Origin of the sequence: Collinsella aerofaciens, from assembly GCF_015561195.1 — a bacterium.
Taxonomy (GTDB): Bacteria; Actinomycetota; Coriobacteriia; order Coriobacteriales; family Coriobacteriaceae; genus Collinsella; species Collinsella aerofaciens_AC.
The window spans coordinates 176,813-190,009 of the sequence record NZ_JADMSU010000002.1; the positions used below are offsets into that span (position 1 = coordinate 176,813).

The following is a 13,197-nucleotide window of genomic DNA, read 5'->3' on the forward strand; positions in this document are numbered from 1 at the left end:
GAATTCGACATTGTTTCGGAGGAGCCATGTACACAATCGGACAGGTGGCGGAAATGTTCGGTTTGCCCGCTTCAACGCTGCGATATTACGACAAGCAGGGATTGTTCCCGGGATTGGAGCGGGCGTCCGGCATTCGCCGATTTGGCGACAAGGAACTCGAGGCGCTTCGAGTCATCGAATGCCTAAAGAAGGCGGGGATGGAGATCAGGGATATCCGGCTGTTCATGGAATGGTGCGCGGAGGGCCCATCAACATACCCCCAGCGCAAGGCCATGTTCGAGGAGCGGAAGGCCCACATGGAATCGGAGATCGCGAACATGAACCGTGCGCTCGATATGCTGAAGTTCAAATGCTGGTACTACGAGCAGCTGAATCAAGGCGACAACGAGGCCGAGCTGAGGGCCATGATTCCCGACGGCTTGCCGAAAGAGATCAAAAAGGCCTACAAAAACGCTCACGCTCGGTAGCGCTGTCCGAGGTCCCACTATTCCCAAATTTAGCTATTCTTGCGCACGCTATCACGCGTTGGTTTCTTCTGCCCACCTAATTACCTTTCAGTAACTAGGCGATAGATTAGTGCGTTCTTTTCGCTTCCTTTTTTATGCGCGAACCTGTGGATGCGCAGATAAATGCACAAAAAACCGAAAAGGGAAATTCGGCAATACCGGAGACGCGTACGCCGCAGCCCGCAATGCTGAAAGGAAATGAAAACATGGATATGATGGAGATCATTAAGGGATGCCGTTCGGTGCGCAAGTACACAAGCGAGCAGATTGCCCGCGAAGACCTGGAGCGCATCGTTGAGGCGGGAATCTACTCGCCCAATGCCGGCGGCGCCCAGCGAAGCATGGTGGTGGCATTGCACGACGCCGCCCTGGCAGAGAAGGTGGGCAAGCTGAACATGGCTCGCTTCGACAGAGGCAATTTGATCGGCAGCCGCGTCAGCTCCGAGCAGCCAAGCGTCATCGACGACCCCTCCATCAAGAACGGCTTCTATGGCGCCCCGACCGCCGTCTGCGTGTTCTGTCAAAAGGATTTCGCCTTCAGCGTCCCTGACGCCTTTGTGATCGCGCAGGCCATGGCGCTAGAGGCTCACGGCCTGGGAATCTCCAGCTGCATCGTCAGCCGTGGCGAGCAGACGTTTGTCTCCGAAGAAGGCAAAAGCCTTCTGACTGCGTGGGGCGTTCCCGACAATTACATTTGTCGCGCTTTCCTTGCTTTGGGACACTGCAAAGGACCATACCCGCAGGCAAAACCCCGTAGAAAGGGACGCGTAAAAATCGTTGAGGCATAGCCGCACGCCTAGGGATAACCCGATCAAGAAGATTGCATGCGCGATTACGGACGCAGAGTGCATCGTCGCTGGTGCGGTCGCGGGTTTCAACTATGCGGGAGAGCGTTTCGAGAAATGATACAAGCCTTGGGAGGACAAGTGCGGCGTCCACTATTAGTTGGGTGCGGAATACGACACACAGGGAATTATCAAGTACCCCTTCTAGCGGATAACCAGCAAGAACCCCGAGGAGCGCATCCCGGTCGCACCATGTCAGCAGCGATATCAACATACATTTGCGCGTGCTACAATACGGGCACCAGAGATGAAAACACAGTCCCCGTCGGGTAGTCGTGGGCGTGCGCTAGTCCGCATCAGTAACCTGCCTCCTTGGTTGTCCCTTCTCTGCATGGTCATCTACATAAAGGAGGAACCAACCATGCAGATCAGCGTGTCGTCCACCCTGACCGTATATCACGACGGGCAATTCTGGGTCGGGCTGGCGGAGCACGTCGAGGACGGAAGGTACGGCGTCGCCCGCATCGTCTTCGGCGCAGAACCGTCCGATGAGGAGATTCAGAAATTCGTTACAAGCAAATGGGAGAAGTTCTCATTCTTCGGTGGCGAACCGGCTGAGGCAAGCAAGCCCGCGAAGAACCCCAAGCGGCGCGCCCGCGAGGCGTCGAGGGCCCTTAAGCAGCCGGCAATGGGCACCAAGGCGCAGCAGGCGCTCGCGAGTCGGCGGGAGGCAATGAAACGGGAGTCGGTCCGTGCAAGAAGCCAGCGCCGCGCGGACGAGGCGAAGGCGCGCTTCGAGCAGCGGAAGCTGAAGCGCAAGCAGAAGCATCGCGGGCATTGATCGCCATTTGAAGCAAGCCTTTTACGGAAGCGGTGTCGGCTCCACTCGAAACCGACACCGCCATCTATTGCACCGCTCGTCAACAGCCGATCTCCATCTCGCTTAGAAGGTCCTTCCTTCCTGCATGAACTCGGGGATGTTGGCATGGATGATGCCGTCCCTTTGCTGGATGGGGTCGCTTCGCGTCAACAGGTACTTGGGGTAGTTGTCCTTGATCTGAGTGAAGGGCCGGTATTCGCGCTCCTCGGTGGACCGGTCGGCCATGATGGTCATGGCCACTTGGACGTATGCATAGCCCATCTGGGGGTTCCTGAGGATGAAGTCGCATTCCAGCTTCCCGATGCGCCCGACGCTGACCTTACAACCCTGCGCGCGAGCGTAGCGATAGACGATGTTCTCCAGCACGGGCCCGTAGTTGATGCGGTTGTCGGTGTTGAGGGCGAAGTAGAAGCCTAGGTCCGCCAGGTAGTACTTTTGCTCACCCCGCAGCGATTTTCGCGACTTCAGGTCGAAGCGAGCGCACTTGCTGACGATCTTCGCATCTTCGATGATCTGGAGGTATCGCGCGAGTGTTTCGCGCTTGATCTTGACGCCCTGTTTGCTCTCGAGGTCCGATTGGATGTTCGCAAGCGATGTGGTGGCGCCGAAGTTGTTGATGACGTAGTCGCGCACTTGGTTGAACACGGAGACGTTCTTGATCTTCACGCGCCTGCGAATGTCCTTTTCGAAAATCTCCTGGATTACCGCCGCGACGTAAGCGCGCTTGTCGGCGAGGTCGGGGTAATCCATTGCTTTCGGGAAGCCGCCCTCGAGGATGTAGGCGTCAAATTCCGCGACCGGATTCGGGTTCACGGGCAGTCCCAAGAAGCGCTTCATCTGGCAATACTCGCCAAAGTCCAACGTCTGCATCTCGAATTCGATGTAGCGCCCGGTTAGCTTCGTTGCCAGTTCGCCCGAAAGTAGGTAGGAGTTTGAGCCAGTGATGAAGATGGAGAATCCGCCTTCGGTGCGAAACCCGTTGAGCACGTCTTCGAAGCCCTCGACGTTTTGTACCTCGTCGATAAAGAGGTACTTCGTACCCGAGATGGCGAGCAGGGGCTCGACGAGGGCCTCGAGTTGTTCCGGGTTCTTGACTGACCGGTACCCGTATCGGTCGAGGTCGAAAAAGACGATGTGCTCGTCATCGATGCCTTCGGCCCTCAGCTCTTCGGCGATGCACTGCATGAGGCAGGATTTGCCGCAGCGGCGGACGCCCGTGATGACCTTGATCATCCCGTCGTCATAGTAGAAGCCGCGGATTTTCTTCAGATAGCTTTCGCGAGGAAACAGACGCATACTGGCTCCAATCTTCATTGGAGCCAGTATATCAAATTAGAGGCTTATTGGGGTATTTGTTATCGACTAAACGATTTATACCCCTATAACTAAGGAATTCTCTACTCCCACTCAGCGACTAATCCAGTCCGAGTGTTGTCGATGCGTGTCGCGTTGTACCGCCCAAGGGCTGATTCGTGCGCAATTTGGGCGAATCGGGCCCTTGATTCGCGATTTTGGGAATGACTCAATTGATTCGCAAAACCGCAGGTCGCTCCTTCAATCATTCCCTGGTTTCCGCCGGGGGTCGTAGCGGGTGGCGTGAAAAGGGGTGATTCAAAGGGTCGGAGAGATGCCTGTAGCGCAACCGTCTGGTATTGGCGCGGTGAGGGACTTCTCACCCCCCCCCATCAGTCCAAATCGTCAAGCCCCGAAAGCCTTGCGAGCTCGATGGCCGAATCGACCGCCTCTTCGAAATCGACGCCTTCCGCATAGGGTGATGCCGAGACGTAAGAGGACCAGATTCCCCGCATCATGTCGGGTCTTCTGACCTCGCCGCCGCCGGCCTCGTAGTCGCCCATCTTGCCGAGTGAACCGTGCCTGGAGGCGGTGGCGACAACGGCTTCGTGCAGGAAATCCCGCCAGCCACATTAACCCGTCGCCCGCGAAAGACGTCGAGCTAGAGAAAAGGACCTATTTCCCGTCATGGATTGGGTTTACCTGCATGACTAGAGCCCTGGTGTAATTGGCTGGATCACCGTTCCGGGAACCAGTATCGATCTACCTGTCCGTTAAGCTCCTTTTTCAGCTCCAGCCTAGTATCTGAATCGTGCCGCTATAGGCGAAAGGCGAAGAGATGCGTCTTTGCCGAGAAACTGAAGTTAGTCTTCCCTTACTGCGCGATTTATGCGCTACAGTTAGATAGCTCTAACTGATTGGGGGCGATAGTCATGCACGAACGCAAGGGCTTCTGGGACAAGAATCCCAGTCGGTACGACCGTTTCATGCGAAACGACCGGGCGGCGTATGAGAAGATGTATGGGCTGATCCGGCCGGTGGTGAAAGCAAAGACCGTACTGGAGGTTGCCACCGGCACGGGGCTTATCGCAAAGAGCATCGTGAATGCGGCGGCACACATCGAGGCTACAGACGCTTCTGCACAGATGATCCTTGAAGCAAAGCGGGACAATCAATCCGCAAAGCTGCACTTTTCCGTACAAGATATGTTCCGCCTGCCCTATGCACAGAAGTCCTTCGAAGTGGTGATCGCGTCCAACGCGCTTCACATAGTGCCGCATCCGGAAAAGGCCCTGCAAGAAATCAGGCGAGTGCTGAAGGACGACGGCGTGCTCATCGCGCCAACCTTCACCCACGCGGGGAACTCGGTTTCCGGCAAGACAAAAGCCTTTTTCATGAATATGGCGGGATTCCCCCTCCACAGCAGGTGGACAAGCGAGGAATACCTACGTTTCCTGCGTCAAAACGGCTGGGCGGTGCAGAAAAGCGCGGTGCTGAAGGCCTCGTTCCCGTTGACCTATGCGGAATGCACAAAATCGGAGGGGCCAGATGTCGTTCTTTGAAAACACCCGCAAGCCCGTGGGCCTCGGCGGAAAACTTATGGTTGCCATGATGAATTTGGGCCACAGCCCTGTGGCGCGGTGGGGACTTCGATTTCTACGACTTACGCCAAACGCAAAGGTGCTGGATTGCGGCTGCGGCGGCGGGGCAAACATAAAACGGCTGCTGAAAAAATGCCCGCATGGCGTCGTCAAGGGCGTCGACTATTCGCCCGTCAGCGTGGAGAAGGCTAGAAAGCTCAACCGAACTGCAATTCAGGAGGGGCGTTGCGCCGTTCTGCAACGCAGTGTGGCGGATATGGCGTTTGAGGATAGCTACTTCGATGCCGCCACGGCCTTTGAAACCGTCTATTTTTGGCCTGATTTGTCCCGATGCTTCCGTGAGGTCTGGCGGACGCTGAAGCCAGGCGGGACAATTCTCATCTGCAACGAGAGCAATGGCGATACGGACAAGGACGAGAGGTGGACGCAGATCATCGGCGGCATGACCATCTACAAGGACATTGAATTAAAGGCATGTCTGGAGCAGGCGGGTTTTCACGAGGTGCAGATACACAAAAAGAAAAAGTGGCTCTGCGTCACGGCGCGGAAGTAGGGGCATCAAGCACGGGTATTTTTGCATCCATCCTGCACATGGCGATAGGCATGACGGTCATAGCGACTATGCTGGCGGCAATTATGACAGTTTTTATTCACTGAGGAAGAAACCTATGAAATGTAGAATTGAGAAAAACACCGTGCAGGAGACGCTGGTCCTCCCGCTGTATTCCCGGAAGCTGTGTACGGAGCTGTACCCGAACCTTTACAGGGATGAAACAGCGGTTCGTCTGCTCGACCAGATCGACTACGACTTTTCAGAGGCAGAGAAAAACTCCCGCAGCCTGATGCAGCGCTTTGGTGCGCTGGAGGTGGCCACACGGCAGAGTGATCTTGCTTTCGAGGTGCGGGATTACCTGAAAGGCCACCCCAATGCGACGGTGGTCAATCTGGGCTGCGGTCTGGACAACACCGGCAGAACCTGCGACAACGGTAGATGCAAGATCTACAATCTGGACTTCCCGGATGTGATTGCCTTGCGGCAGCAGCTACTGCCCGCCGGGGATCGAGAACAAAATATCCCCTGCGACCTGAAAGACACCGCATGGTTTAGCAAAATCGATGCCTCCCGCGGGGCGGTGTTCTTTGCCTCCGGGGTGTTCTATTACTTTCTGACCCAGCAGGTCCGGGAACTGGTGCGGGGGATGGCGGACGCTTTCCCCGGCGGTGTGCTGGTCTTTGATGCTGCCAATCGGACGGCGGTAAAGATGATCGCAAAAACATGGCTTAAGACTGCAAAAATCAAGGATGTGGGGGCATATTTTGCGGTTTCGGATGCCGCCAAGGAAATCGGCGCGTGGGACAGCCGTCTGCAGGTCACAAGTCGCGGCTATATGCTGGGTTACAACGATTTGAGAGACCCTTCTATCAGCGGCTTTTTCCGGTTTCTCGCAAGGGTCGGTGACAACGGGATGAAAATGCAAATCGTGAAAATAAGATTTTAAGAGGCAAAAATGAAGCGCATTCACTTTGGCGTTGAAGAAGACGGCTTTTACGGCGCATATTGGGCGTGCAAGGACACACATACAGCAGCGGGCACGGATTCGATTAAAACCGCGCCCGCTATCTGATACTATATTATTTTATCGAACGTCTGTTCTATTCCCACTCGATAACGAGCACCGCGGCTAGAAAGGCAGCTCACTTTTTTACAATGCAAGCTAACAGGCGTTTCTTCGACGGAATTTGGTCCTCATTTGGTCCTCACGCATAAAACGAAAAGGTTGATTCGAGATCTTTAATCAGCTGGATCATCCTTCGTCAGACATTTGACCCAGCGATAATTTTCATCATCAAGGCGCGAAACCAACTCATGGCGATCTCTGTAGCGCAATGCTATAGGTTTAGGAAATAGATCGTCTTTTACAGAAGCAATCAGCTCGCGAGGCGCATTGTTATCTACCAGCGAGATCATTGCAAGAACGTACCCGCTATAGAGACCATCTACATAGCCTGTTTGATGCAAATTTTCAATAAGTAAATCATTCGGCAAGCCGCCATACCCACTTGGCACTAGGCCTTCTTCTACGAGTTGAGAAGACCAGAGGGACATAATCTCGTCCTCGTCTTTCTTGCTCAGTTTTCCTAGGAGATCATCAAAATCGATACCCTGAACTTTATCGTTAAGGTATGCAAACAGGATTCGAATGAAACTCTTAGCCGTCGAAGACAGCTCGCGATTGATTTCTTCCTTTAGCTCATTGGCGACTCCATCGCCCAATTTCGTTTCTTTATTCATATCCTCTCCCTTCCCAACAGTTTGCTCCAAAGCAATATGTTCCGACCCGCCAATGGCAGAAACTTGCTAAGCAAGCGCATATCCCCTCTTGAAACGTTCGTCGAAGGGACAGAAATCGCTATAAACATGACCGTCAATAAGCAGCGAACCATTCGGTTGGCGTATCGTATGCTGCCGAAACTTATCGACATAGTCATCAGACTTATCATGTTCGAAATAGCTGAACCGATCGAGCCACTCGTCGTATTCATCGGCCCGCTTCACACGAGTCTCGTACTTCTTTGCCCATTCAAAAAGAAAAGAGTCGGAAACAGGTCCCCTCGCGAGGAGCACTGGGCCGTCTTCCAGCTGAACCGGAATCAACCCATATGAGGCCGAAAGCTGAAATAATGCGTGGGCCGCTTGGACAGGACTACCGAAATCGGTAAATACAAGCGCCCCTCTCTTCACGCCAAGAGCAGCAGACAGTTTTTGGAGTGCAGCGAATTTTGGCACCCTAGCCCCTTGTTCATACGAACGTAGCGTTGCAAGGGAAAGATCGGTCTCTCGGGCCAAATCCGGCTGAGTCTTCGCAGGAGTGCACCGCGCCCTTAGCTCGGGCAGTTTCTTCGACTGCATTCTATTCTGCCAGGGTGTAATCAGTATCCAGGACTCTCGCGGATCGTACTCGTAGCGCAAGGGAAACTGGGACGGGTCAAAGTCAGCCGCGAAGTTGTCCTTCCATCTTTCATAATCATCCCGGTCGGAGTCGCTCTCAACCTGAGCATGCTGAGCAGCCCATTTCTTCAGGAACGCCTTCATGAAAGATGAAGTCGGCTTGAGCGCAGAATAGCGCTCATTTGCAACGGGCTCGAACCCGTATGTCGCAGCAAATTGAAAGAAAGCCTGAGCAATTAGGTCCGTATCACTGAAATCGTAGTAGCGAAGCGCCTCGGCTCGTATGCCAAAGGCGTTCGCAAGCCCCTCAAGATGCTCCTCTTTCGGGGCCGACTTCATCAGCTCGTAATTCCTTAAGGCCGATTCCGGGATTCCCGCCGCCTGCGCAGCCACCTTTCGGGTCCATTTACGCGCCGAGCGGAGGCAAAACAGCTTCTGAGATAGTTGCTGCCTCCCCCAGCGCTTGCTCGTTTGTTCCCACTCCCTGTCGGCCGCAAACGACGACAGGGCCTCCGAGATTGTACCGACGTAGTCGACGGCAGTCATTCAGATACACCTCCAAAGAATAGCTGCCCTTAAGTCTACACGCGAAATCTAGTGCGTACAAAAAATGTAGGAGATGTGGCCAGATTGGAAATATTCCAGTTTTCGTCGTAGCTAATACCTTTCTTGTACATAATCGAGACAAGGGGCAACAGGTGTCCCATCCTAGAAAGGAGACTACATATGACACGTCAGCTTATCGGCGCGGAGGAGGTTGCCGAGATCACGGGCATGAGCAAGTCCTATTCGTTCAAGCTAATCAAGACCTTGAATACAGAGCTTGCAGCTCAGGGAATCATGACCATCCCCGGGAAGGTCCAGCGCTCGTATTTCGAGGCACGTCTTCTCTCCGCCCCTTCTAAGCAGAAGGCGGCGATGACTAATGTCAGTTAGCCGCGACAAGAAGCGCGGGACTTGGACGGTTGAGTCTTGGTACCGCAACTCCATGGGCGAGCGCCACAAGAAGACGAAGCGCGGGTTCGTCTCCAAGAAGGAGGCTGTGGCTTGGGAGCGCGACTTCCTCGCCTCCTGCAACGAACGTGTCGAGGTCACCGTCGAGGCCTTCGTCAAAACCATGTACGCACGTGACATCTACCCTCGACTGCGAGTCGGCACCAGGCTCACCAAGGATGTCATTATCGACAAGTACATCCTGCCCATTTTTGGCCCCATGCGCCTTTGTGACGTCAAGGCTGCGGACGTGGTGCGTTGGGAGAATTGGCTCCTTGAGCAGAACCTGTCGCAGAGCTATCTCCACACCATCTGCAACCAGTTCTCAGCCATCTTCAACCACGCCGTCCGCTTCTACCGCCTGCCCCAGAATCCCATGTTGGCGGCGGGAAAGGTCGGCTCCAAGCGCCCCGAGAAGGAGATGCTCTACTGGACCCCTGCCGAGTTCAAGCGCTTCTCCCAGGCCATCGAGGACAAGCCGCTCATCTACCTTGCATTCCTCACGCTCTACCTCTCGGGCTGCCGCGAGGGCGAGCTCCTCGCCCTCCGTCCGGAAGACATCGACTTCAATCTCAACGTTATCCGTATCCGTCATTCCTACGCCCGCATCAAGGGCGAGGACGTTATCGGTCCGCCCAAGACGCGCGCCTCGAAGCGGGACATCGTCATGCCGAGCCTCCTTCGTGAGGAGCTGCATGATTATCTTACAACACATCCTGAAATCGCTCCCGTTGACCGGCTCTTCCCCGTTACGAAGCATGCCCTGTCCCACGAGATGAAACGGGGCTGCGAAATCTCGGGCGTCAAGCGCATCCGCATCCACGACATCCGCCACCCGTATGTCAAGCCCACGACAAAAAAATTTATAACTTTTTTTGAAGTTTTTCGGGCAGCCTCATAGCTGCCCATAGCTGTTTCAAATGGGTGTTCACGGTTATCCCTCCTTTTCGGATTCCTTAGTTTCTAAGAAATTCTGTGTTGCATATTCAATCTCAATCCGATCTCCTGGAAAGACGTAAACTTTGTTGATAAGTCGGTCAATCAGAGCTTTTGTCAGCATGTTGGCGTTTCCGACTTCCTGCACAATTTCCTGTTGTTTCAGCTTAATCTCATAATCACTTTTTATCTGCTTTGTCTGTGCAGTAATGACAGCATGAACATTTTTGGCTTGTACCAGTTCCGTGTCATAAACCGCTTTTCGTGTTCGATAGGTTTCCAAATCAATCTCTCCGAGTGCATACTGCTCATAAAGATGCCGCTTGCTGTCTTGAATAGAACGGAGTTTTTCTTCATGTTCGGCCTGCTGGACTGTCTGCAAATCCAATTTATCCTTATTGCTATCAATTCCCAATGCCGGACACATTTGAGCCCGAATTGTTTCAAATACAACCTGCTCCAAATCTGCCATCTTTATGCGCACACCATGACAAGGAAGCGTTTCAGCCACCTCGGAATGACGGCAATAAAACCACGCACCATTTCGTAGAGACATTGCATGATCGCAGCATCCACAGAATACCTTACCACGGAGCAGATAATCACGCAGCTTTTTATTTGACAGAGAGAAACGCTTAATTGAAGCATTGGCTTTCTCAAATAGATCCACACTTACAATAGCCGGATGATGGTTCGGTATTTTGAACCACTCACTTTCATCCTTTAACTGTGTATGTCGGCTGCCAATCTCTTTTACCTTTCTCTTGCCAATTACATAGGTACCGATATATCTTTGATCTTCTAAAATACGCAGGACCGTTGATGTACTCCAAACGCCGTTTGTTCGGGAAACATTGTAATAGCCCTTGCCTTTAAGTTTGCGATATTCCCCAGGGGTGGGGATATTCATGGCATACAGTTTTCTTGTTATCTCGGCTGCGGTGTTGCCTTCAGACGCCCATTGAAATATCATCTGCACATTCGGGGCAACATCCTCGTCCGGTTCCATACGTCCGTCTGCACTCTTGCGATAGCCGTAAGGACAGATGACACTCTGATATTCCCCGCGACGCATCTTTGCGTATTTTGCACTTTTGGTTTTCATGGACATATCTCGGCTATAGCACTCGCTAATAAGATACTTGAAAGCAATATCAATCCCTCCGGTATCACCTTTGAAATTAGCTGTGTCAAAATCATCACTGACGGAAATAAAACGGGTGTGATAAAGAGGAAATACCCGCTCAATAAAATAGCCGGTTTCAATGCTGTTACGTCCAAATCGGGAAAGGTCTTTTACAATAATACAGTTGATTTTTCCGGCCTGAACCATTGTTAAAAGTTCCTGCACCGCCGGACGCTCAAAGTTTGTCCCCGTATGACCATTGTCAATAAATTCCAAAATCTCGCTGTTATCCCATTCCGGCAGAGACATAGCTTTTTCATGAAGAATCAGTTTTTGATTTGGTATGCTCAAACTTTCAGTTTTGAAATCTTCCACAGAAAGACGGATATAAAGGGCAATCACATAGTTGCGCACGGTTCCACCGCCTTTCCCTGAAATTCATTTTTGAAACGGAAGGTCACATGAATATTCCGCTCGTGGTCTATCTCAATTCGTTCAATGAGCCGTTCAATCAGTTTTGCAGTCAGTACGTGATCCTGTGCCAGTGTTTTTGCATCCTTTTCCATTGCACGGTATTTGGCAAGCTGGTTGTCCAGAGAGTCCATAGATTTTTCAAATACTTCAATCTCACCAGACAGAGCATTGATAGCATGTTCATAATCCGCTTTCAATTCAAAGTATTCGTCATTTGTCAAAATACCCTGCACAAAATTTTCATATAGGCCACGGATCAGCCGGCGTATTTTTTCAATTTCCTGCCGTTTGGCCGACATCTGAATTTTCAGCTTATCTTTTTCCTGTTTTTGTCTTGCCTCCAACTGAAAGAGTGGCAGCGACATTCCCAGCGCAACTGTCAGCTCTTTTTCAAGAATAGCCGTAACAGTAGAAATCAGTTCTTTCTCTTGTATCATCGCACCTTTGCAGCTATCTTTTTCTACCCGGCTGTTTGTAAGGCAGTGGAACCAGTAAGTGTCGGGTCCTTTCCGGCGCTCGGCGCGTTGCCTGTGAAGGTTTCTGCCACAATCAGCACAGAACACTTTACCTTTGAAAATGTTTGGTGTGTAGGGACGTTTTGGAGTTGCTTTGCTTTCTTCACAGATCTGTTTTCTGTATTCCTGAACTGCATTAAACAATTCATGGCTGATGATCGGTTCATGGGTGCATTTTGCAATAATCAGATTATCTTCTCCAGCCTTGACCTGCTGATGATCTACAATCTTTGTTTTTCCTTGAACCAGATCGCCTGTATAAACTTCGCTTTCTAAGATTTTCATCACTGTACGGGTCTGCCATTTGCCGCTTCCGATCAGTCCCGGACTGGTAATCTCGCCAGTGGTCTTTTTATAATGGCTCGGTGCCGGAATTCCCATCTCATTTAGGTTGCGGACAATCCGGTTCAGTGCCACATGCTCATGTGCCCATTCAAAAATCTGTTTTACCACAGGGGCAGTATTTTCATCAATCAGAAGTTTATGGCAATTATCAGGGTCTTTCCTGTAACCGTAAGGTGCCCGTGCGCCAATTACATAAATACCCGTCCTTTGATTGAGCCGTACTTGTAATATCCCGGAATCTGGAACACGGTATAGAGTGCAAATAAGAATACTCCTGCAATAGCGGCAGTTACAATATCAAATACGCCAACTGTTTCACCCAGCACTTTCAAGACAAGCGGCTGTGCAATCAAAGAAATAATCAAGGAAAGAAGCCCCATTGCAAGGACAAAAACATAGCGTCCGATCACAAGCTCACTTTTACGAACAGGTAAAATACCAAACAGACGATCCATACTGTTTTTTTCTGTGATGGAAAAGGTATATCCCGTCGTCATGGCAATAAAGCACATAGCAAATGATACTCCTGTCAGCAAAGAACGATTGATTGCGGCAAACACAATCGGCAGAAGCAGGGTGAAACAAATTGTCTTAAAATATGGTTTTACCAATGCGATATCTAATTTTGTGGATTTCAAAATATTACTCATAATCGTCACCTTTCTTGCTTGTAAACACTACAATTTCATCAATGGTGGCAGGCTCAATCTAGCCGCGTAATCGCCCATATCCAGTGGAAACGCCTCGATCAACTACACTTCCGCACCCGCGTACTACACGCGGGTGCGGAAGA

Annotated in this window: 15 protein-coding genes; 8 read left to right on the forward strand and 7 right to left on the reverse strand. The window is 51.8% G+C overall.

Annotated features, from left to right (window positions below; all coding sequences use genetic code 11):
• Nucleotides 1-26 precede the first annotated feature (26 nt).
• From I2H81_RS03015 to I2H81_RS03025, 3 genes are all read left to right on the forward strand, one after another.
• Nucleotides 27-467, forward strand: coding sequence for a MerR family transcriptional regulator (locus I2H81_RS03015; RefSeq protein WP_195644497.1), 441 nt, complete (start codon nt 27-29; stop codon nt 465-467).
• Nucleotides 468-712: 245 nt separating this feature from the next.
• Nucleotides 713-1,294: a nitroreductase family protein gene (locus I2H81_RS03020; protein WP_195644498.1), complete on the forward strand. Its 582-nt coding sequence runs from the start codon at nt 713-715 to the stop codon at nt 1,292-1,294.
• Nucleotides 1,295-1,712: 418 nt separating this feature from the next.
• Nucleotides 1,713-2,132 carry a YjdF family protein gene (locus I2H81_RS03025; protein ID WP_195644499.1) on the forward strand — a complete coding sequence of 140 codons (420 nt, stop codon included), beginning with the start codon at nt 1,713-1,715 and terminating at the stop codon, nt 2,130-2,132.
• 102 nt (nt 2,133-2,234) lie between these two features.
• Here the strand turns inward: I2H81_RS03025 and I2H81_RS03030 are convergent, their stop codons facing one another.
• Nucleotides 2,235-3,467 carry an ATP-binding protein gene (locus I2H81_RS03030; RefSeq protein ID WP_195644500.1) on the reverse strand — a complete coding sequence of 411 codons (1,233 nt, stop codon included), beginning with the start codon at nt 3,465-3,467 and terminating at the stop codon, nt 2,235-2,237.
• Nucleotides 3,468-3,856: 389 nt separating this feature from the next.
• Entirely contained in the window at nt 3,857-4,027 is a 171-nt protein-coding gene (locus I2H81_RS03035; RefSeq protein WP_195644501.1) for a hypothetical protein, read from the reverse strand.
• 369 nt (nt 4,028-4,396) lie between these two features.
• Between I2H81_RS03035 and I2H81_RS03040 the strand changes: the two genes are divergently transcribed.
• From I2H81_RS03040 to I2H81_RS03050, 3 genes are all read left to right on the forward strand, one after another.
• Complete coding sequence (locus I2H81_RS03040; protein WP_195644502.1) at nt 4,397-5,026, forward strand: class I SAM-dependent methyltransferase; 630 nt, start codon at nt 4,397-4,399, stop codon at nt 5,024-5,026.
• Entirely contained in the window at nt 5,013-5,618 is a 606-nt protein-coding gene (locus I2H81_RS03045) for a class I SAM-dependent methyltransferase (protein ID WP_195644503.1), read from the forward strand. The genes I2H81_RS03040 and I2H81_RS03045 overlap by 14 nt, the downstream gene beginning before the upstream one ends.
• Before the next feature lie 115 nt (nt 5,619-5,733).
• The gene (locus tag I2H81_RS03050) at nt 5,734-6,564 is read left to right on the forward strand and encodes a class I SAM-dependent methyltransferase (protein ID WP_195644504.1); all 831 of its coding nucleotides are present in this window, start codon (nt 5,734-5,736) and stop codon (nt 6,562-6,564) included.
• A gap of 293 nt (nt 6,565-6,857) precedes the next feature.
• Here the strand turns inward: I2H81_RS03050 and I2H81_RS03055 are convergent, their stop codons facing one another.
• Complete coding sequence (locus I2H81_RS03055) at nt 6,858-7,358, reverse strand: hypothetical protein (RefSeq protein ID WP_195644505.1); 501 nt, start codon at nt 7,356-7,358, stop codon at nt 6,858-6,860.
• A gap of 66 nt (nt 7,359-7,424) precedes the next feature.
• Nucleotides 7,425-8,561 carry a helix-turn-helix transcriptional regulator gene (locus tag I2H81_RS03060; RefSeq protein ID WP_195644506.1) on the reverse strand — a complete coding sequence of 379 codons (1,137 nt, stop codon included), beginning with the start codon at nt 8,559-8,561 and terminating at the stop codon, nt 7,425-7,427.
• A 180-nt stretch (nt 8,562-8,741) separates the two neighbouring features.
• Between I2H81_RS03060 and I2H81_RS03065 the strand changes: the two genes are divergently transcribed.
• Both I2H81_RS03065 and I2H81_RS03070 read left to right on the forward strand, forming a co-directional pair.
• Entirely contained in the window at nt 8,742-8,951 is a 210-nt protein-coding gene (locus I2H81_RS03065) for a hypothetical protein (protein WP_148331614.1), read from the forward strand.
• Complete coding sequence (locus I2H81_RS03070) at nt 8,941-9,909, forward strand: site-specific integrase (protein WP_195644507.1); 969 nt, start codon at nt 8,941-8,943, stop codon at nt 9,907-9,909. Before I2H81_RS03065 ends, I2H81_RS03070 begins: the two co-directional genes overlap by 11 nt.
• Nucleotides 9,910-9,942: 33 nt before the next feature.
• Here I2H81_RS03070 and I2H81_RS03075 read toward each other — a convergent pair whose 3' ends face one another.
• Genes I2H81_RS03075 through I2H81_RS03085 form a run of 3 tightly spaced genes read right to left on the reverse strand, consistent with a single transcriptional unit; the run spans nt 9,943 to nt 13,054 of the window.
• Nucleotides 9,943-11,484 carry a recombinase family protein gene (locus I2H81_RS03075; RefSeq protein WP_195644508.1) on the reverse strand — a complete coding sequence of 514 codons (1,542 nt, stop codon included), beginning with the start codon at nt 11,482-11,484 and terminating at the stop codon, nt 9,943-9,945.
• The gene (locus tag I2H81_RS03080; RefSeq protein ID WP_324253201.1) at nt 11,469-12,674 is read right to left on the reverse strand and encodes a recombinase family protein; all 1,206 of its coding nucleotides are present in this window, start codon (nt 12,672-12,674) and stop codon (nt 11,469-11,471) included. Before I2H81_RS03080 ends, I2H81_RS03075 begins: the two co-directional genes overlap by 16 nt.
• On the reverse strand, nt 12,593-13,054 hold the full coding sequence (locus tag I2H81_RS03085) for an ABC-2 transporter permease (protein ID WP_229108035.1): 462 nt from the start codon (nt 13,052-13,054) through the stop codon (nt 12,593-12,595). The genes I2H81_RS03080 and I2H81_RS03085 overlap by 82 nt, the downstream gene beginning before the upstream one ends.
• Nucleotides 13,055-13,197 lie beyond the last annotated feature (143 nt).